This window comes from Fodinibius sp. GM108, assembly GCF_058386985.1.
Genome location: NZ_JBYEIR010000002.1, coordinates 201843 through 223819, shown reverse-complemented (window position 1 = coordinate 223819; position 21977 = coordinate 201843). Strand labels below are relative to the sequence as shown.

General features: G+C 45.6%; 14 protein-coding genes. 7 read left to right on the top strand and 7 right to left on the bottom strand.

All coding sequences use genetic code 11. From position 1 onward, the window contains the following. Positions 1-65: 65 nt before the first annotated feature. The gene (locus ACT3ID_RS04275) at positions 66-8771 is read right to left on the bottom strand and encodes a GH36-type glycosyl hydrolase domain-containing protein (protein ID WP_491540753.1); all 8706 of its coding nucleotides are present in this window, start codon (positions 8769-8771) and stop codon (positions 66-68) included. 9 nt (positions 8772-8780) lie between these two features. Beyond that, a complete protein-coding gene (locus ACT3ID_RS04270; protein ID WP_491540752.1) occupies positions 8781-9107 on the bottom strand; it encodes a DUF5335 family protein in 327 nt (108 codons plus the stop codon). Between the two features lie 216 nt (positions 9108-9323). Here ACT3ID_RS04270 and ACT3ID_RS04265 point away from each other — a divergent pair, with 216 nt between their 5' ends. From ACT3ID_RS04265 to ACT3ID_RS04240, 6 genes are all read left to right on the top strand, one after another. Continuing rightward, positions 9324-9668 carry a hypothetical protein gene (locus ACT3ID_RS04265; RefSeq protein ID WP_491540751.1) on the top strand — a complete coding sequence of 115 codons (345 nt, stop codon included), beginning with the start codon at positions 9324-9326 and terminating at the stop codon, positions 9666-9668. Positions 9669-9777: 109 nt separating this feature from the next. After that, positions 9778-10923 (top strand): bactofilin family protein, encoded by a 1146-nt coding sequence (locus ACT3ID_RS04260; RefSeq protein WP_491540750.1) that lies wholly within the window; start codon positions 9778-9780, stop codon positions 10921-10923. After that, positions 10920-13460, top strand: a complete 2541-nt coding sequence (locus ACT3ID_RS04255) for an efflux RND transporter permease subunit (protein WP_491540749.1) — start codon at positions 10920-10922, stop codon at positions 13458-13460. Before ACT3ID_RS04260 ends, ACT3ID_RS04255 begins: the two co-directional genes overlap by 4 nt. Before the next feature lie 211 nt (positions 13461-13671). Beyond that, entirely contained in the window at positions 13672-15300 is a 1629-nt protein-coding gene (gene groL, locus ACT3ID_RS04250) for a chaperonin GroEL (RefSeq protein ID WP_491540748.1), read from the top strand. A 27-nt stretch (positions 15301-15327) separates the two neighbouring features. After that, entirely contained in the window at positions 15328-15810 is a 483-nt protein-coding gene (locus tag ACT3ID_RS04245) for a YciE/YciF ferroxidase family protein (protein ID WP_491540747.1), read from the top strand. Continuing rightward, positions 15807-16799, top strand: coding sequence for a magnesium transporter (locus tag ACT3ID_RS04240; RefSeq protein ID WP_491540746.1), 993 nt, complete (start codon positions 15807-15809; stop codon positions 16797-16799). Before ACT3ID_RS04245 ends, ACT3ID_RS04240 begins: the two co-directional genes overlap by 4 nt. A 7-nt stretch (positions 16800-16806) precedes the next feature. Here ACT3ID_RS04240 and ACT3ID_RS04235 read toward each other — a convergent pair whose 3' ends face one another. Further along, on the bottom strand, positions 16807-17556 hold the full coding sequence (locus ACT3ID_RS04235; protein ID WP_491540745.1) for a glucose 1-dehydrogenase: 750 nt from the start codon (positions 17554-17556) through the stop codon (positions 16807-16809). Positions 17557-17721: 165 nt separating this feature from the next. Between ACT3ID_RS04235 and ACT3ID_RS04230 the strand changes: the two genes are divergently transcribed. Next, positions 17722-18183 carry a YbhB/YbcL family Raf kinase inhibitor-like protein gene (locus ACT3ID_RS04230; RefSeq protein ID WP_491540744.1) on the top strand — a complete coding sequence of 154 codons (462 nt, stop codon included), beginning with the start codon at positions 17722-17724 and terminating at the stop codon, positions 18181-18183. A 264-nt stretch (positions 18184-18447) separates the two neighbouring features. Here the strand turns inward: ACT3ID_RS04230 and ACT3ID_RS04225 are convergent, their stop codons facing one another. The 4 genes from ACT3ID_RS04225 to pdhA are packed head-to-tail and all read right to left on the bottom strand — an operon-like array spanning position 18448 to position 21963. Then, positions 18448-18696 carry an acyl carrier protein gene (locus tag ACT3ID_RS04225; protein ID WP_491540743.1) on the bottom strand — a complete coding sequence of 83 codons (249 nt, stop codon included), beginning with the start codon at positions 18694-18696 and terminating at the stop codon, positions 18448-18450. Beyond that, positions 18693-19916, bottom strand: a complete 1224-nt coding sequence (locus ACT3ID_RS04220) for a dihydrolipoamide acetyltransferase family protein (protein ID WP_491540742.1) — start codon at positions 19914-19916, stop codon at positions 18693-18695. The genes ACT3ID_RS04225 and ACT3ID_RS04220 overlap by 4 nt, the downstream gene beginning before the upstream one ends. After that, the gene (locus ACT3ID_RS04215) at positions 19909-20910 is read right to left on the bottom strand and encodes an alpha-ketoacid dehydrogenase subunit beta (protein WP_491540741.1); all 1002 of its coding nucleotides are present in this window, start codon (positions 20908-20910) and stop codon (positions 19909-19911) included. The genes ACT3ID_RS04220 and ACT3ID_RS04215 overlap by 8 nt, the downstream gene beginning before the upstream one ends. Positions 20911-20964: 54 nt before the next feature. Continuing rightward, on the bottom strand, positions 20965-21963 hold the full coding sequence (pdhA, locus tag ACT3ID_RS04210) for a pyruvate dehydrogenase (acetyl-transferring) E1 component subunit alpha (protein ID WP_491540740.1): 999 nt from the start codon (positions 21961-21963) through the stop codon (positions 20965-20967). Positions 21964-21977 lie beyond the last annotated feature (14 nt).

Here is a 21977-nt window from a genome sequence, read left to right as displayed (position 1 = left end):
GAGATACTCCTACATATCTCAACTTTATCCCTCGTTCCGAAGCTCCTGCTTCGGAACGGTCGATACTATTCATCTGAATCCATTCCCACTAAACGCAGATCGATGGAATGATCCTGGCCGTCCTTCTCAATTCTTATTTTTGCCTTGCCGTTAGTGAAGCTCACGGGGTTATCATCCACCGTACCTTCCAACCCACCGGTTTGCAGTCCATTCGGGTTACTCACTCTGATTTGATAACTGGTTCCGTCTTTCATTTTCCACTGAACACTGTATCCTTTCCAATCCGATGATATTGCGGGCCGAATGACAAATGCATTCTTTCTGATTTGAACCCCCAGTATAGATTCCAGCGCCACACGATACATCCATCCGGCCGATCCCGTATACCACGTCCACCCGCCCTGCCCGATATACGGTGGTTCCCCATACACATCGGCCGCAACAGCATAGGGTTCCACTTTATAGCGACGGACTTGCGGCAAATTCAATGCATGATTTACAGGATTCACCATATGTAAATACTTAACAGCTTTATCTCCGAAACCGCTTTCAGCAAACGCTTTTATTGCCCACGTGGCAGCATGTGTATACTGACCTCCGTTTTCGCGAACGCCGGGGATGTATCCCTTGATATAACCCGGATTCTGGTCGGTCTGATCAAACGGCGGCGTAAGCAATCGGATAATTCCGTCCTCTTCCGCAACCAGATGAGTATCAAGAGCTGCCAGTGCCTTGTGCTTTTTCTTATCGGGAGCTACACCCGATATTACCGACCACGCCTGGGCGATCGCATCAATACGGGCCTCATCATTTTGGACAGATCCCAGCGGCATACCATCATCATAATAAGCCCGGAGATACCAGTCACCGTCCCATCCTTCTTTATTCAGATGTTTTGCCAGCTCCCGAGCCTCGTCGGTATATTTTTCAGCCCTCTCATCATATCCCAATTTTTTGCTGTATTTCGCAAACTTTTTCAGAATGATATGAAGGAAAAATCCCAGCCACACGCTCTCTCCTTCGCCTTTATCGCCCACACGGTTCATTCCGTCGTTCCAATCTCCCGTTCCAATAAGCGGCAACCCGTGCTGACCATATTTCCTGGAAACATCTATAGCGCGGACGCAATGATTATACAGCGAATCAATATCCGATGACTCCCTGGGCTGTAGGTACACTTCATGTTCATGATCTTCCAGTTCCCGGGCCTTCAGATAAGAAGTCCTCTCATTCAGGATCTCTTCATCCCCTGTTGCTTCTATATAAAAATCGACAACGTATGGCAACCAAAGGCGGTCATCTGTTATTTTCGTCCGAACACCTCTTCCTGTGGGCGGATGCCACCAGTGCTGCACATCGCCTTCGGGAAACTGCCGCGAAGCGTGCAGCAAGATTTGCTCGCGCGTCATTTGTGGATCCACATACAAGGCCGCCATCGCATCCTGGAGCTGATCACGAAAACCATACGCCCCGCCGGCCTGGTAAAATCCCGTACGTGACAACATACGGCAAGCAATATTTTGATACATCAGCCAGCCATTCATCATTTTATTCAGTGACTCATCGGGTGTCTGCACGCGAATTCGCCCCAGTCGTTCTTTCCAATAGTCGGTTATTCTCTCATAGGCTTCTTCCACCTGCTGCACGTCACTGTATTTTTGGATGTATGCTTCGGCTTTTTCCCGATCGTCGGCCTCTCCCATCAAAACGATGCAGGAAACCTCTTCCCCGGGTTCCAGCTCGATTGTCATCTGAAAGGCTGCGCAGGCATCCTCCCCAGTATGCACCCCATTATTCAGCTCTTCGCTTTCGGTTACCGCCAGCGGGTATTCCAGCGAGTTATTTCTCCCGATGAACACTTTACGATCGGTGCAAAAAGAAACCTCATCATCACCGTCTCTTCCGCACGAAGCAAAAGCTGTACGTCCGGCAAACTCGTTATTGTAGTAATTTCTGGCAAAGATGGTGTTTTTTTCGGGATTCACTTCCTGTATGATATGAGGAACCGAATCTTCTCTGTTTATTCCGAGCACCCATTCGCGATAACTAAACAGCGAAAGTCGCCGTGTCTTGCTGCTCTTGTTACGTACTTTCAGCTTGGAAATTTTAACGGGATCATCCTCTGGCACAAACTGCAGTAGTTCCGAATATATATGGTTTGACAGATGCTCATATCGAGTATATCCGTACCCGTGTGAAACCTCATATGTTGCCGGGGCGGGTGCCGGTCCGGGTGTGGGCGACCAGTATACTTTTCGATCTTCATCCCGGATATAAAATGTCTCGGCATGAGGATCCAGCACCGGGTCGTTCGACCATGATGTCAGCTTGTTTTCACGGCTGTTTTGACTCCACGTGTAGCCTGCACCGCTTTCAGTGGCCAAAAATCCAAAGTTAGCATTCGCAATAATATTGATCCACGGTGCCGGGGGAAACTGTAATGTTTCTGTTTCGGGATCCGCTTTAATGATAATCCGGTACTCACTGCCATCCTTCGTAAATCCACCGAACCCGTTAAAAAATTCCAGCTCTTCCCCATTCCTATCAATCTCTTTCTCCGATTCTCGGGAGCCAGTGCTCAATGAGTAGGTTCCAGTTACACCGCTATTTCTAAAAGATGTTATTTCGTCACTTGACGGTTGGTCTGCGATCTTGGGAAGCTTGCCCTCAAATATTACCGAAGCCACCGTCAGGATGAGCGTCAGGTCTTCTTCGGGAAGCCGATCCGACCGAAGCATGAATATATCGCCCTCACCGTGTCCCCGATGACCACTGTTTAAGTTCTCAACGGCCCGCTGTATGCCTTCCTGCAGCTCATCGGCATAGCTCGGCGGATGATCATTAATGATCACCAGGTCGGATTGCAATCCGCGGTGCCTCCAAAGCAGGTGTCCTTTCAACATCTTTTTAAGTTCCTTCAGCTGCTCGGTAGTGCTGATTCGAATTACTGCTATTGGGTTATCGCCCGAGATTCCATAGGACCATAATGCCGACTGCAGCCGTCGATTTTGTATCAGGATATCGGAACCTGCCCTGAACCGATTGCTGTTGTACAGCATGTATGCCGACAGCTTCTGGAAATACTGAAACTGCCCGCTGCTTATACCAATATGCTCGAGCTGAACCGAGTTATAAATTGTTGCTAATTCAAAAGCACGTTCCACAGCATGGGGATTGTCAAACATATTTGCCAGTTCCCGGGCTTCCTCTTCGGAACCCGCCCGGGCAGTACCGAATGTAATCTGCATCTTTTCACCTGGTTGCAGTGTTATCACGCGCCGTAAACTCATAACCGGATCCAGGACATTCCCGATTGATCCGCTTAGTTTCTGATCCGAATCCATAGCCTGTGGGTTTCCCAATGATCTGCCACGACCGATGAACTCGGAGCGTTCGGTTTCATACTGCAGAGGCTCGGTCAGATTATCCAGACCATGGCTGGCCATCATATGTACCATCCATTTCGTTTCTTCATCCTCACTCCTCGGCCGGCGCCAGGCCATTAACCCGTGATGCTCGGCCAAATAATCAGTCTGCACAAACAGCTTAGAAAACGCCGGATGAGATTCATGATCGTCAGCGCCGTTGAGAACTACCTCGGCATAACTCGTCAGCTCAAGCGTTCTATCTTTCTCCCCATAATTCGTAAGCGTAACTCTGCGAAGCTCAATCGGATCTTCGGGCGAAACGCATACTTCTGTTGTAGTTTCAATCCAGTCATCAACTCTGGATGTTTGTATCTTACCATTATGGAACCAAGTATCATAGCGATCGGGTTTACGTTTTACAGGCTGATGAAAAGCGGACCAATATTCTCCACTTTTGATATCCTTGATATAGATAAATGTGCCGAGGGGATCTTCGGTGGTATCAGCTTTCCATCCTGTTAACCTTATATCTTCATACCGTGAATTTCCGGTTCCTGCATGACTTACAAATGAGTGAAAACGACCATTCGATAGCAGGTGTACTCTGGGCGGTGCATCATCTAGATTGGCAATGCCAGCATGATCAACAATATAGGAGATCCCGTGCTGTTGCCCGGGTTCCATTTCCACGTCAATCGGATACGGCTCTTTAACCGGCACTCCGCGCGGTATACGCTCCTGCAGCAGCAGTTCACACGCTTTTATTTGGGGATCAGAATGGAAATAGTCATGCACCGACCACCCTTTCAGCACATTTAGCATGGCCGTCATACTCATGCCGTTGTGGTGAGCCATAAAAGTTTTAACGACTTTGTAGGTCTCGGATTCATTCAAATGTTCGGGTGTAAAGTCTACGGCGTCATAAAATCCCTTTAGTCCCAATGCACCAATTTCATGCAGCTCTTCGAGGTTATCCAGTGAGCTGCGAGGATCGATCATCAGGGATAAAACGGTGGCATAAGGCGCCACGACAAAATCTTCGGCCAGTCCGCGTTTTAATCCCAAGCCGGGTGCACCGAAAGCCCGATACTGATAATGGAGGTCCATATTCAGGCTGTTATATGCACTTTCGGAAAAGCCCCAGGGTCGGTCGTAGGTTTTGGCGTACTCCTGCTGCCAGTCTACTATGTGCTCGTAAGTGTGGCTTAACAAGGTGTTTGGAAACGAGCGGGTAAACAGAAGCGGCATCAGGTATTCAAATGTAGTACCGCCCCACGAGAGCAGTAATTCATGCTCATTGCGACTGGTCAGCCGGCGCCCCAAACGGAACCAGTGCTCCGAAGGCACATCCCCTTTGGCAATAGCTATGATGGATGATATCCGTGCTTCGCTGGCCAGCAGATCGTAGGTACCTTTGTCGAGTTCGGCCTTCTCCACATTGTAACCAATGCTAAACAGCCCTTTTTTCTTATTATAAAGAAAGCTGAAATCCATATCCGAAACCAGATACTCACTGACTTTTTGTATAGTCCGGATCTGCTTGCGCCATCTTTTTAGAATTTGATATTCTCTGGTATGATTGCCGTTGTTGTTAATAGCCTCCCATCGATCCGCAATAGAAGAATGTAGTAGGTTGACAGACCCGGAGTATTGAAAATACTTCAATTCTTCCCGATAGTTCTCGATTTGCCGCAGCGGACTTTCGAGCCAATAGAGCAGGTCATTTACTTTCTGGTCGCCCAGGGAGCTTCTCAGCTGCATAATATTTCTGCCGCAAAGATCACGGGCAGGCTTTTTCAGCTCCTTCAACAGTTCCATCGTCTCTGCAACCGATCTGGGCACCTCTTTTCCCGAGGGTAACAACTCCATCATATCCTCTATACAAGAACAAACATCTTCACATATTTCATCAAAATGAGCTGATTCATCCTGCAGATCATCGCTAATTGATTTCAGCGTTTCGAGCGTGTCTTGCAGTCCATCCCAAAAAGCAGCATGAGGATCTTTTCTCTTCAAAAGCTCTCCTACCGCTTGTTTGATCACAATAAGTCCGGCGGCCAGATTGCCCGAATCTACCGTTGATACGTACCTTGGACTTAATGCTTCACCCAATGTGATTTCATACCAGTTATAAAAATGGCCTTTATAGCGATCCAGCTGTATCAATGAATTAAGTGTATTCTCCAGTCGGGTTAACAGCTCACTGACTGTAATATATCCCATCTCATAAGCAGCCTGGGTAGAGATCAGAGTCAAACCAATATTGGTGGGTGATGTACGTGGAATGGGATCAAGCGGCGGATCTTCCTGATCGTTATCTGGAGGTAACCAGGAATATTCCTCAGTAACCAGTCGCTCAAAATAAAACCAGGTGCGACGTGCATAGGTGCGCAGCTTTAGCTCTTCCTCTTCGGATAATTTTTGTTCTTTCTCCCAAACATTATTGCTAAAATACCATGCGAAAACAGGCGCTGTAATCCAGAGAAGTGAAAATGGTATAATAATCCACAAATCCAGCGGATTTGTAAGTATTCCCAGTGCTAATATGAACACTCCCAGTGCTACCGAAAACCACATCGTGCGAAAATATGACTTTAGCCCATTTAGGCTGTGTTTTTCAGCATGGAATGCGGATGTCCACTCCAAAAGCTTCTTTTTCGAAATATAGATCCGCCATAAACTTTTTCCGATAGCGTCTAACTGCAGCAACGCCTGGTGAGGTAAAATGGCTGCTGTCGAGACAGCCTGGACCGTATGTATTTTCAGATTGGCACGCACTTTTTCAAAATAGAGTTTCCATTTAATGCGCGCCGGACGGTTAAAAATATCGGTCGAAAAGTTCACATAAATCGGGAACGCTAAAATTCCAAATGCTGCGAGGGTCCAGATAACAGCCGAACCGGGCAGCCAGAACCATCCCGTAACAAAAAAGAGCGTGAGGAAGAATGGATTGAGCGATCGGCGCAAATTGTCAAAAATTTTCCAGCGTGAAAGCAGATTGATCGGGTTTTCTGTCTTTCCATTCGGACCGGGCACTTTGCCGAATATCCAGCTTGCGATCTGCCAGTCGCCACGGGTCCACCGGTGATTACGCTTGCAATAGCTCGAATAATTGGTGGGGTATTCGTCGAAGAGCTCAATATCGGTACTTAGCGCCGCACGCAGATAATTGCTTTCAATCAGATCGTGCGAGAGTATTCGGTTTTCGGGAAAACGTTCGTTCAGCACTTCGTGAAATGCACGTACGTCGTAAATGCCTTTGCCCGTAAATACGGCCTCACCAAAAAGGTCCTGATAGATATCGGAAACAGCGGTCGTATAGGGATCGATACCCACATTCCCGGAAAATATTCTGGCAAACATACTTTTATTAGCGGCATCGGGTGGAATAGAGACACGCGGCTGAACAATGCCATAACCTTTGGTAACACGATCTTTTTCCTTGTTATACCAAGCTCTGTTCAGCGGGTGTGAAGCCACGCGAATCAAATCAATAGCACTGTCGGGCGGCGTACGCGTATCGGCATCGAGGGTTATGACAAACCGCACCGCATCATCTTTGATGGAAGCTTCAAAGTCACCAAATATATATTCAAACGAAGAAATATCTGCGGATTTTTGTAGAACAGCGTTCAGCTCCTCCAGCTTACCGCGCTTGCGCTCCCATCCCATCCATTTTTCTTCTGCGGGATTCCATTTGCGCTGGCGATGGAGAATAAAAAACTTGTCCCCATATTTGGATGAATATTTTTCATTTAGCTCCGCGATACGCTCTTCCGCTTTCTTAAGTATGGCTTCATCCCCGGGCATCTGCTCACGGTCTGCATCCGTAAAATCCGAAAGCAACACATACTGCAATCCCGGGTCGGGATTGGCCAGCGAGGTAATTTCCAGCTTTTCGAGCTGACGTTCTACATCCTCCGGTGAACTTACCAGTGTCGGTACTACCACTATCGTTCGGGCGCTATTGGGAACATATTCTTCTATTTCCATTTTGGGCAGTACTCTCGGTGGGAGGGTAAAAACAAAGAGTCTATTTATAGCTGAAACAGCAAGTTCCAGGGCAGGAAAGAATCCCACTAATAATACGCTTACAGAAACAAGAAGTGAGGAACTTATGGCGTCGGTGGCAATCCACAGTATAGCTAATAAAACCAGCGTAAAAACAGTGATGCTGCCAATATAATATATTGCTGATTCGTGCAGCTCCCGACGCACCCATTCTCCCCAAGGCATCTTATAGTCAATACGCTCCGTCAGCTCGTTATATCCGTCGCCAAGCAGGTAGTAACCGACATGCTTTTTAAGTGCGGTATAATCTTCAAATATATCATTGGCATCTTTTCCGGAATAGTCCTCATGTGCTTCTGCTAGCAGCAGTACTTGCTCAGCGATCTCTCTTTCAGTGTATGACGACAAACTGCTCAAACGTTCAACAGTACTCCGATACTGATCCTTGGTCCTTGAATCCATCTCTGAAAAAATCCCCATAGGATCTAACTGAAGAATTTGATCCACAATTGAAGATTCTTCAACGAAATCCTGCCATTCGGTTTCAGACGCTCCCCGCAGCGAAATAATGGCATTTGTGATACTTACCTGCAGTTTTGACTGTCGCTGGGCTTCGTCTCTCATGGCCTCATCGAACGATGTGCCGAAAGAACGCAGTTGATACTCAAACCATCTTTTTTCCTCGTCAGAAATCAAACCCGAAGATTGCAGCTGGTGGGCAAGCTCAACAAGCAATAGCCGGTTATCGTATGCGTCGGGGCGCTCATCCATCCATTCCATAACCCGACGCAAAACTCGTCCCGGCTCTTCGGACTCCTCTTTCATTAAACGAGAAGTAAATGTCTGAACTTTGGTTCTAATTTCTCTGCGTTTTAGGACTCGTGTTGCCTTTGCCGCGAGTTGTCGTATCAACACCAAACGCACCATGATAGGTATTGCCCAAAGTTCTCCCGTTTTTAACGGTAGCTCTTCCTGGTATCCCTGAACGTAGCGCGTAACATTTTCAATATCGATAATATTATCGGTATGGAGGGCCAGATTTTGAATGATATCATAAACCCGCGGAAGACCTTTGTTAGATCCAGTATTCAGATGAGGAATATTGCGCTGAAATTCCGGAGGAAAATCATTTTCAATCTGTAAAATTTGCTCTTGGATGATATAGAAATTATCTATCAGCCATTCTGCAGCCGGAGTGATATCCTTGTTTTGCTTGACTGATGTAGCAAGTATCCGGTACGCTTCGGTAAGCGTTTCTTTGGCTTTTTTCAGCTCAGGTTTAATGAGATTGAAATCCTTTGGCTGATAGGTAAAAGTATGTCTGCGAGCCAGTTCTTTGGCATCCCGGTTCAACAAGTCCGGCTGGAACATTAAAGGAGATTGAGAAGGCATAGGTGGCTGTTATCGTGTTTCGATAATATCTTTGGTACCGTCGCGCTGAATTACCTCAAAGCTTAGCAGCCAGCCATCATCGGCTTCATCAACATATATTTTTTCGGGATGACGTATTAGTCGTTTTAACTTATCCAGCTCGATTTCCAGCAGATCATTATTATCATCATAGGTAATACCCCGCAATGGCATCCAGTTCGATTCAAGTTGTGCTCCAGCAGAGTCGTCTAATACTGTAATTTCGACGTATTCCGGTTCTTCATCCTTTAGATATTTTTTGGAAAACTCGTCAAAGTATTTCTGCCATTCTTTTTTCTCAATTTCTTTTATGGACATAGCAATAACCATTAGTTAAATTTTATTTATCCTAATAATCATTAATTGTGGGATAACAATTGTAGGGGCAGAGTACGGATCAAAATGAGAGTAAAATCCCTACATGGGGAAGTTGTCTGACGGATGCACTTCTCCATTTTTGGGTTGGGCTTGCCAGCCAAAAGTAGGAAGAGAGTTGACGACAGAATTATCAATAAAAAATAAAAGGGAGTAGTTATGCAGAACGCAAAATTGAGCGATTATACCGAAAATAGGTATAAATTGTACGATGGTGGATTAGATAAATTTCTGGATGAAAGGGACGAGAAAAGAGGATATCACCATATTCGAGGAATAGTAAGGCATGATTTGGGGGATGTGATATTCAGCCAGTACAAAGAGTGGCATACGGAATATAGACTTTCTGCAAATAAAGAAAGACGTTTTTTAGATCTTGAAATTAACTGCGAACAAACAATTTATACCCGCCGATGGAAAGCCTGGTATGGCAAAAAAACCATTGCGAGGTTGGCGAATGAGTTTATCGTGGAGCTAAAGGAAGAGAAAATTGAGAAGACTTAGTATCAGGAATTTACTGACAACAGAACGAGAAACTCTTCTACACAATGCAAGTCTAAAGATCACTATTTAGTACAAGCGGGGTATAAAAATCACGTAATCAAGAGGACCTATGAAAAAAATAATTTTCATTCTGTTAATAGTATCGGGAGTTCAGAGTATAGCAACAGCACAAGGCAGCAACTACAGGAGCGGTGAGTTTATCCGGGTTTCGCAAAGCGATTCGCTACAACATCAACTGCTTGCGGCCGGACAAACTGTGGAGGTGCTCGGATGGATTGGCAATGATTTTTTTTCGGCGGCAGAACTAATCTCCATAGACGGAAATATTGAAGACGATGCCATCATTGCCGCACGTCGAATAACACTTTGTGGTACAATAGGTGATTTGTTGTTGGGAGCCGCGGAAACGCTCATCATTGACGGTCAAATATCAGGCGATATTTTTGTGGCGGGACGGGAGGTCCGATTAACAGACAGTGCCGATATTCAGGGGAATGCCTATATCGCAGCGGCTACTTTAATTGTTGAAGGAGGTACCATTGAAGGACAGCTTACGGCGGCTGCTGATGAAATGAATTTGAATGGTACAATCAGAAATAAGGCTAAACTCTATGGCGACGATTTCACCTTTGGGGCAAATTACGAAGCGGAATACGGAACCGATATTACCAGCGACGAGCCTGTTCACCGTGAAAACATAGGACAAGTTCCGAATAATTTAAATATCACTGTCAATGAGCCTGGTATCTGGCCGGGTATTTTATTTAAGATCGGTTTTTATCTTGCCCTGTTAGTTACGGGACTGGTACTTATCAGAATCTTTCAGCGAACAGCCAAAGATATCTACCGCTTTTCGACCGAACGATATCTGGTTAATACTGGTGTTGGACTGTTATCATTTATCATCTGGCCGGTGGTCATCCTTATCCTGATGCTACTGGTACTCACTATTCCGCTCTCAATCATCCTGATACTGCTATACATTCTGGCTCTTTTTATCAGCTATCTTTTGGTAGCCATGGTGCTCGGAGTTTTGAGCATACAATTTTTCCGGGATGAATTGGTCACCCCTATGTACTACTGGGGCTTCGCAATAGGATTGATAATTATCGCACTCCTCGTAAATCTACCCTGGCTCGGCTGGTTATTTAACATCCTGCTGATATTCTTCGGGCTGGGAAGCCTGGTATACTATTACTGGATACAGCGGACCATCACTGCGCAAAAGCAATCTCCTAATGCCGCCTCCCAATGATTAACTGGCTGTTCGAACATTTGTTACCTCTTTTGCGCTATATATTGCGGCATTCGCTTGCAACGGTCACCTTATGCATAATACTGGCAGGCATTGGATTTTTGCTCGCATCAAATCTTAGAATTGACAACGACCTGGCCAAGCTGATACCGGAGGATTATCCAAGCGTCCAGGCATTAAATACGTTGCGCGACCAGGTTGGTGGTGAACACGAAGTAGCCGTAGCCATTCAAAGTCCCTCGTTTGAGGCAAACAAACAGTTCGCCGAGACGCTGATAGATCCCGCTCTCGAGTTGACCGGTCAAAATTATGATTCTCCATATTTTGTTCGCGCCGAATTCCGAAAAAATATAAACTTCCTGAAAAATAACGCCCTCTATTTTGCCACCGATGACGAACTGGATCTGTTGGAAGAGTATCTTCAAACTACTATCCGGAAAGCAAAGGAAGAAGCCAATCCTTTTTATTTTGATCTTGAAGATGAGGGCTATTTTGATACCGATTCGCTGGGCGAAGAACTAAATCAAAAATATGATGAATTGGTAGGCTCGGAATATCTTATCTCGGCCGATTCCACTATCATGGTGGTTAAATTTTTTCCCAGCGGATCCCAAACCGACCTGCAATTCATTCGTGATGCCTATTCCGATCTGAATGAGCTGATCGACCAGCTTAATCCATCGTCTTATCATCCTGATATGAATGTGGTAGCCGCCGGACGAATGATCCGCACGTTGATAGAGATCGAAACCATCACGCGCGATGTCATTGATTCATTCGGTGCCGGCGTTCTGATGCTCATGACCGTTGTAGTGTTGTATTTCTTTTTCAAGAGCTATCGCATCCGCATCGGAAATCACTACTCCTTCAGGCTGGTCTTCCAACAGCTAAAGCAGATCCCCTCCTACCTGTTGATTATGGCACTGCCGCTTGTAATCAGTCTGTGCTGGACCTTCGGAATGGCCTATCTGCTTTACGGGAATCTTAATATCATGACTTCCACACTCGGCTTACTCCTTTTTGGGATGGGGATCGATTTTGGAATTCATTTTTTTGCTCGCTATGCCGAAGAGCGCGGTGATGAAAAATCCGTTACAGAAGCCATCACTACTACCTTTATGACTACAGGACAAGCCATATTTGCCGTAGGCATAACAACTGCAGCAGCCTTCTTAATTTTGGTGCTGGCCGATTTCAAGGGATTCAGTGAATTCGGGTTAATTGCCGGCGTCGGATTGTTGTTAGCCATAGTAACATATACTTTTTTTCTGCCCGCTCTTTTAGTCTTACTGGAACGTAGTCCGCTTCTTGAACTCCAGCGTGTCGAGGCACCAAAAAAGAAAATCAAAATTAACAATTCACTGTCCTCAAAGCGCTGGAAAATACTTTCGGTGAGTGTTGTTGGTATTGGCATCGTAGCTACCCTTATATCATTGGCAAAATTACCCGATCTGCAATTTGAGTACGATTTTGGAGAACTGGAGCCCACATATCAGGAATACAGGGAATTGAATAGTTTGGTGTCGAAAGTGTACAGCGACCGAAGAACGCGCAATGCTGCCTACATTATTGTTGATGATCCATCTGAAGCTCCACGAGTAGCAGAAGTACTGCGAAAGCGTAAAGCAGCTGATAATGAATCACCCACTATTCGAGATGTGGAAACTTTCCAGGATCGCTATCCCTTTACAGAAGGTGAAACCCGGCAAAAAATTGAACGGCTTTCCAAAATACGCGAACTGCTTAATGATCCCTTCCTGAAAAATTCTGAAACGGAAGATCTCGAACGCCTGCGAATGGCGGCATCACCGAGCTCTGAAATACCGGTCGACAGTATTCCTGATTTTTTAAGGGCACCTTTTACTTCTGCTTCCGGCACAATCGGTAATCTTGTGATCATCCATCCTTCCGTGGGGCTGTCGGATGGTAGAAATTCAATGGCTTTTGCCGACGATGTTGGAACTGTTACTCTGCCGGATGGAAAGGTTTACCATGCCGGATCCACCTCGATTGTGGCATCCGATATGCTGCGCCTGATGATGGCCGAAGCACCTGTCATGCTGGTGCTGACGATCATCTTTATTATCCTCTTAAAGTTGATGATCCTGCACAGAGTAAAATGGATGGTGCTGGCTCTCTTGCCACTGGCCGCCAGTTTTATTTGGCTCTTTGGGCTGATGGATACCATAGGCTGGAAACTCAACTTTTATAACCTGGTAGTCCTTCCCACCATTCTCGGAATCGGAGATGACAGTGGTATACATCTTGTCCACCGCTATCTTGAAGAAGGCAAAGGATCCATAAGTAAAATCCTCCGATCAACCGGTGAACACATTACCGTAAGTGCATTAACCACAATGCTGGGATTCAGTGGGCTGCTGTTCTCAATACACCCGGGGATGCGCTCCATTGGTGAAGTAGCTATACTGGGAATCGGGCTTTCACTGCTGGCGGCAATGATCCTGCTCCCCGCCCTGCTGAAAATCATGGAGAGCAAAGAAGAAGCTACAGCTAAAGAACCCATTCTTAAATCCTGACCTTAATGCAGGTTAATTCCAGTTTCCATTTCTTGCTTTCCACGCGAGTAAAACCCTCACATCTGTAATCAACTTTAGACTACCCAAAATAAGCGGGTTATCTCTCTGTCAATAAAAAATGATAGCTGTTATTCTTCACTCTTGAATGTTCAAAATACAGAGAGAACTTAATTCTACTCTAAACTCATATCAAATCGAGGGAATACACGCTATGAATTATAGAAAAGTATCTTTTAGATCAGCAGCACGAGAGAAAGTGTTAAAAGGTGCAACAGTGTTATATGATGCTGTTCGCGTTACTTTGGGACCGAAATCCAAATCTGTGCTAATTGAAAAAAAATGGGGCAAACCGTTGATTTGCAATGATGGCATTACTATTGCCAAAGAAATTAAACTGAAAGATCCGGAAGAAAACATTGGAGCAGAAGTTCTAAAAGAAGCCGCCGAACGTACCGGAGAACTTGTGGGTGACGGGACATCTACTTCCACCATACTGGCATATACGATATTTTCGGAAGGCCTTCGCAATATTGCTGCGCGAGCAAGCTCTATTGAACTGAAAAGAGGTTTAGACAGAGGATTGAAAGTAGCTGTTAATGCTTTGAAGACATTTTCGCGTCCGGTTAAGAGCCTGAAAATGAAAGAGCAGGTAGCAACTATTTCAGCCCATAATGACAGTACTATTGGATCACTGGTAGCAGAAGCAATCGAAAAGATAGGATCCGAGGGCGTGATTACCGTAGAGGAAGCCAAGGGTACAGAAACATCACTGGAAGTGGTAGAAGGCATGCAGTTTGACCGGGGCTATCTATCACCCTATTTCATTACTGATTCCCAAAAAATGGAAGTCATCCTCGATGAGCCTTTGATTCTCCTATACGATAAAAAGATAAGCAATTTGAAGGATCTGCTTCCCCTTCTAGAACAGTTGGTCGAACAACATCGCAGCTTGCTGGTAATAGCCGAAGATGTGGATGGAGAGGCCCTTGCGAGCTTAGTTGTAAACCGTCTGCGTGGTGTACTTTCCTGTGCTGCGGTCAAGGCACCGGGATTTGGTGATCGTCGCCGGGAAGTTTTGCAGGATATTGCTGTTCTGACCGGTGGACAACCTTTATCCGAAGAAACCGGCATCAAACTTGAAAATATAACTCTCGACATGCTCGGAAAAGCACAGAGAGTAATCATAGACAAGGATTCAACAACGATTGTCAACGGACAAGGTACCAAAGAAGCAATTGAGGGGCGCTGTAATGAAATCCGATCACTGATGGAGAAGTCTACCTCAGAGTATGATAAGGAAAAACTGCAGGAACGGCTGGCCAAACTCTCCGGCGGAGTTGCCGTCATTCATGTGGGAGCCCCTTCGGAAACCGAAATGAAAAGCCGGAAAGAAGCGTTCGAAGATGCCATTAGTGCTACCAAAGCAGCAGTGGAAGAAGGTATCGTACCGGGAGCAGGTCTGGCTCTGTTGCTCACCATCGATGCCGTCGAAAAAGAAGCTCAACAGGTTGAAGGAGATCAACGTACCGGCATAATGATATTGCGTCGGGCACTGGAAGCTCCCGCCCGGCAAATAGCTGAAAATTCGGAAGCCGACAGCGGCGTGGTTGTTGAAAATATGCGTCGCGGAGAAGGGAATTATGGCTTTGACGCATCAAAAAACGAATATGTAGATCTTGTTAAAGAGGGCATTATCGATCCCACAAAAGTTGTGAGAGTAGCCTTGGAAAATGCAGTTTCTGTTGCCAGTGTACTTCTTCTTACCGAAGCTACAATGACTGAAATCGAAGAAGTTCACGAAAATGGTCGAAAAGAGATGGTTGAACCCGATTTTGAATAACGAACAAACTAATCTGTATACAAAGACATGAAACCAATAAACTCACTTCAAGATATATATCTGGAATTCGTTCGTGATATTTATCACGCCGAGGTTTTACTTATACCGGAACTACAGTTTTTTATGGAGAAGGCACCGCAAGATAAACTAAAGGATCAAATAAAAACTCATCTCCTGGCCACCCGGTCACACACTTCACAACTTGAAGAAATCCTGGAAGGTCATGATGCCAACATGGAGGAGGAACACTGCCGGACGATGAAGTCGATGATTGCTGAAACGAAAGAAGTCGTTAAAAGAAGTTCAGGAGAAGTGATCATTGAAAGAGCAATTGTAACATCCCTTCACCGAATCACGCAGTGTATGATTACTGTGTATCGTGAACTGACTTCGATGGCAGAAGAACTAAACTTTTCAACTGATAAAAAAATACTGGAAGTACTGCTGAAAGAGGAATTAGCATTTGATGAACAGATCAACAGAAAACACCAGCAAAAAACAATGATTTGACCCAATATTCCACCATATCACAAGTTCCAGTTGTTCCCTCATTAAATATAACAACCGACCTTGCTACATTATCCGTACCTGTTGTTACTGCCGATGCAGATGTATTGACAATACGCGAAAAACTAACAGAACAAGTTTTTGAATGTGCATCACACATCATTGTTTGTGACGAGCAACAGTTTTTAGGAATAATTCGCATTGAAGACCTGTTTGCAGCTGGTGATCACACCATTGCAGGAACAGTTATGGATAAAGATCCTCCTCTGATAAAACCAGGTGCAGATCCAGAAGTAGCAGCTTGGACCGCCGTTCGTCATAAGGAATCAGCTTTGGTCGTTGTTAGTGGAAACGGTGAATTCCGCGGACTTATTCCGCCGTACCTGTTGCTACAGGTTCTTTTAAAGGAACATGAAGAAGATCTTAGCAGGCTGGGCGGTTTTATGCCAGGAGTTTTTAAAGCAAGGGCAGCCTTGCAGGAACCGGTACTCAAACGATTCTGGCACCGTCTTCCCTGGCTTTTGCTCGGATTACTCGGTGCCTTTGTTGCAGCTAAAATTGTAGGTGGTTATGAATCCAGGCTCCAGGAAGAGCTGGCTATCGCATTCTTTATTCCGGGTATTGTGTATTTGGCTGATGCTGTAGGTACCCAAACCGAGACCATCATTGTACGTGGTCTCTCGGTTGGTGTGAGTATCCAAAAAGCACTTTGGCAGGAGCTGGTCACGGGTATATCCATTGGAATAATATTAGCTGTTGCTGCTTATCCAGTTTTAGTATGGAACTGGGATGATACCAACCTTGCTCTGGCCACCAGTTTATCTTTACTGGCTGCTTGTTCAACAGCTACAGTCATTGCAATGGTACTGCCCCTCATATTCAATGCCTTTGATATTGATCCGGCATTCGGCAGCGGTCCTATAGCTACGGTCATACAAGACGTTTTATCAATAGCGATTTATTTTCTGATTATTACAGCTATAATGTTTTAGGCAGCAATTATTGAATTGTGTAACCGCCATCAACCGCAAGTGTTTGACCGGTTATGAAAGATGCTTTATCGGAACATAGCCAGACGACTGCTTCGGCTACTTCTTCGGGTCGGCCGAAACGCGCCATCGGATGAGCTGAAATCAGCTTTTTGCGTTCCTCACTATGATCAGCCACAAAACGGTCGATCATCGCTGTTTGAATAGCACCGGGACAAATGGAGTTTACGCGAATGCCTTTGTCAGCATATTCCAGGGCCGCCGTTTTAGTCAATCCGTTGATACCGTGTTTGCTTGATACATAAGCCGGAATTCCAGCAAATCCAATCAAGCCTGCGATGGATGAAATGTTTACGATAGCTCCACCGTTATCGTTCAGCATTTCAGGAATTTCGTATTTCATAGACAGCCATGTGCCTCGGAGATTGACATCTATCACTTTCTTCCAGTTCTCTAAAGAACAGTCCGGCGTTAGAGCTTGTTCACCCTCTATACCGGCATTGTTGCAGGCGTAGTCGAGTTGTCCGAATCTATCGATTGTTTCTTCAACCATCGACTTAATTTGACTCTCCTGACTTATATCCACTTCCAGGGCTATGCCTTTTTCTCCTGATTTTTTTACCAGCTGCAGAGTTTCTTTGGCTGCTTCTATATCTTTATCAGCTATAACAACATAAGCACCATGAACAGCAAAAAGCTCTGCCGTTGCCCTTCCGATTCCTGATCCCCCACCTGTAATAATAGCTACTTTTCCTTTCATCACTCCCTCTTGTATGTTTTAATTTTCTTCAATAGTAATTTATACCCCTGAGAAATATCGACAGGGAAACCCTTACTAAAGGATAGTGGATTTTTGGCATCTCTTTCCTGAAGCTTAACTTATAATCAATAACATACACTTTTAGCTAAAAAAAGAGAGGATAATATGTCATTAAAGTTAGAGAGTAGCGTTTTTGCCAATCAGGAATCAATTCCGACTAAATATACCTGTGACGGTGAAAATATATCACCTCCTCTTAAGTGGCGGAATGCTCCTGCGGAAACCAAATCATTTGCAATTATTTTTGACGACCCTGATGCCCCGACCAAGACCTGGGTTCACTGGGTGCTTTTCAATATTCCGTCTGATGTATCGGAACTGGAAGAGAATATCCCTACCGATAAGAAGCTATCAAATGGAGCTATTCACGGTGTTAATGATTTTAAATCTCATGGCTATGGTGGACCATGTCCCCCGGGTGGTACTCATAATTATCACATGAAATTATATGCGCTGGACACTCTACTGGATATGAAGCCCGGAATTACGAAGGAGCAGTTAATTGATGCCATGGATGGACATATTGTGGGGAAAGCTGAACTTGTCGGCAAGTATAAGAGGGAATAAGTAGTGATAAGGTGATTGAGATATTAAGTAACTAAGTAACAGAGCTCAGCTCTGCTGCGTAAACCACTGGAATTTGATCGGCTGGATTGAAGGATACCAGGAATTTCTTTACCATCAACTGGCAGCTACTAATTCCAATCCTGTAAGGTGCTCCAAAGACAGTCGGGGCGGAGTGAGCTCTTCAAATTTATTTCAACGAAACTTATGTACGTCCCGGATCATATTTTTGTATAAAGTAGCTCATTAAGCTCAAGTGTTGGACTGTCACCTCTCCCCCACCGACTCGCTCAGAAATTCATTGATGCTTCTCAGCGTACGCAGCTTACCATACTCTTCCTCGGGAATATCAACCTGGAGTTCTTCACTGATGCCCACCATCATGTTATAAAAATCCATGGAATCAATATCCAAAGTAGTTCCTAAATCATCATCAGGATTTAATTGATCCAGGTCGGCTTCCGGGGCAATTCGGTGCAGATGGTTACGGACGACGGTATCAATTTCAGTGCTCATAACGTTTCGGGATGTTGAAGTTGATTATTCAGTTTTTCCAGGAAACGCGAGCCCGTATGACCATCGGTAGCACGATGATCACCGGCCAGCACCGTAGAAAGCATCGGACGAATGCCAATGGAGCCATCAACAGCTCGGGGACGATCGGTGATTTTGCCAAACCCAATCAAGGCCACCTGGGGAGGATAAATAACACCATATACTTTCTCGGCACCACGTTCGCCCAGGCTGGTAATCGTAACAGTGGCACTACTCACTTCCCGGCTTCGCAAATGTCCCTCCCGCGCCCGGGTCACCATACCTAGAAAATCAGTGCGTATTTCATCGAGCGATTTCATGTCGGCATTGATAATTGCCGGAATTAAAAGTCCTCCCTGGCGAAGCGAAATGGCAAATCCCACATGAATGCCCTCCTCTATATGCATGGTTTCATCTGTCCAAAAACCGTTGAGCTCCGGTACTTCCGCAAGGACATTTGCAACCGCTTTTATAAGCAACATGGGCGGCAAAAGACGCTCATTCACCGCTCGATTTTTATTTTCGGCGGCAAGCCATTCCAGGGCCGTTTTCATATCGATATCCATTTCCAGATAGTAGTGAGGAATTTCTTTATTTGATTTACTCATGGCTTCGGCTATCGACTGTCGCATACTTTTACTCTCGGCTTTTGAAATATGCTCAGCCATATCCGCTTCCTTCTCAAAAGTCTCGTCAGCAATCTGCTGCTGCGCGTATTCTTCCACATCTTTGCGGTGAATCGTACCTCCCTCTCCGCTGCCTTTTACTTTGCGAATATCAACATTCAGATCTTCTGCCACTCGTCGTGCCAGCGGGGATGCTTTTACCCGTTTTGAAGGCGTCTCCCTCTTTTCCACAGCCGGCTTTTCTGTTACAGATTTCTGCTTCTGCTCCCCATCCTCTCTGGCTTTTTCCATCTTTTCCTCCAAAACTTCGGTCGATTTTGATTCAGGTTTATCCGTTTCATCTTCCCCATTAATCACGGCCATTACCGATCCAACCGGAATCACTTCACCCTCTTTAGCCAACAGTTCCGTGATAGTGCCCTCTTCAAAAACTTCAATATCGATGAGTCCCTTTTCGGTATCGATTTCTCCGATGATATCACCTTTTTTCACCGTGTCTCCCGGCTTAACGTGCCATTGAATTAGCTTAGCTTCAATCATCTGCGATCCCAGGCTCGGCATAGTAAACTTACCCATGGAGTCCTCCCATCTTTTTAATCGTATCTACAATAGTTTCGGATTGCGGAAGAGAAGCCTGCTCCAGATGCTTCGCATAAGGCGCGGGCACTTCCATCCCACAAATACGCACCACCGGACCATCCAAATCATATAAAAGCTCCTCGGTAATACGCGCGCTGATTTCGGCTGAGATGCCCCCGCTCTTCCACCCTTCATCAACAACCACTGCACGACCGGTTTTTGATACGGATCTAAAAATAGTTTCATTATCCAGCGGTCGAAGCACACGCAGATCTACCACCTCGGCTTCGATGCCAGCGTTCGATAATTCTTCAGCTGCTCTGAGCGATTTCTGCAGTCCGATGCCGTAAGTCAAAATACTGATGTCGTTGCCCTCGCGATGCACTTTGGCTTTATGAATGTCTACTTCTGCTCCATTTCCGGTTAAAGTACCCTCCGAATTATAAAGCGTGGAATTTTCAAAAATGAGTACAGGATCCGGATCTTCAAGGGCCGGCCACAGCATACCGCGGGCATCATCGATCGTCGCCGGTGTTAATATCTTTAATCCGGGGATATGGGCATACCAACCTTCGAGGCTCCTGGAGTGTTGTGCTGCCAGCTGTTTGCCTCCGCCGGTAGCCATACGAATTACGACCGGCACATTAAACTGCCCGCCAGACATATACTGCAAAATAGCTGCTGTATTAATGATTTGATCGGCTGCCAGTAAGCTAAAATTGACGGTCATAATTTCCACGATGGGACGCATTCCCGCTACGGCCGCCCCTATACCACAGCCGGTAAATCCAGACTCGGAAAGAGGCGTATCGATAATGCGTTCTTCACCAAACTCCTCCAGCAATCCCTCGCTGACATTGAAACATCCGCCGTACCTGCCTACATCCTCACCCATCAGGAATACGCGGTCATCTTTCATCATGGCTTCACGAATAGCCTCTCGAACAGCCTGTCGGTAGGTGATAGTTTGCTCTGCTATAGTTTTATTCATTTGATCCTCCTTGACTATAAGATCCTGAAACAAGTTCAGGATGGCAGTATTTTATCATTCACTGTGTACGTATTTTGTTATATCTTCAAGTGGTTCATCTGTACCATTTTCAGCGAACTGTACGGATGCTTCCACCTCTTCCGCTACCTGCTTGTTTAACTGCCTGAATTCCTCATCATTTAATATTCCTTTCTGCTTCAGATGATCAGTAAAAGTGGAAAGGGGATCCTTTTTCTTCCATTCTTTTACTTCCTGTTTTGACCGGTATCGTTCGGGATCAAACATTGAATGCGCACGGTAGCGATAGGTCTGGCACTCCAGGAAATAGGGTTTCTGTTTTTTACGGATGTAACTAACAGCTTTTCTAGCCGTCCCCAGCACACCCAACACGTCCATTCCATCAACACTGCTTCCCTTTACATTATAAGCCTCTGCTTTTTTAACCAGATTTGTTTCGGCCTCTGCCAGCTCAAACGGCATCCCCATGGAATAAAGGTTATTTTCACAGACAAAAAGTACCGGCAGGTCCCAGAGCGACGCCAGGTTCAGTGATTCATGGAATTCCCCCTCGTCAACGGCTCCCTCTCCAAAAAAACAACATACAATCGCATCTTTATTCTGGCGCTTATAAGCCAATGCCACGCCGATGGCCATCGGCAGCCCGTTACCGACAATAGCTGATCCTCCCATAAAATTTGTTGCTTTGTCATAAAGATGCATCGACCCGCCGCGTCCGCGACTGCATCCCTCGGCCTTGCCGTAAAGCTCTGCCATTATGCTGTTCATTGAGATGCCGCGAATCAGCGCATGGCCGTGCTCGCGATAGGTTGCAACTATGGCATCCTTATCCTCTAAATTTTCAATAACACCCACCACCACAGCTTCCTCTCCATCATACAGATGTAAAAATCCACGTATCTTTTCCCGGGTATACAGTTCGTAAGCTTTTTCCTCGAGTTGACGGATACGCATCATCTGCTCGAGGAGATGTAAACTCTTGCTTTTATCAGCCGACGATTTTTTTGGTGTGCTCACATTTTCTTTTGTTGCCATAATTAGAGTCTATT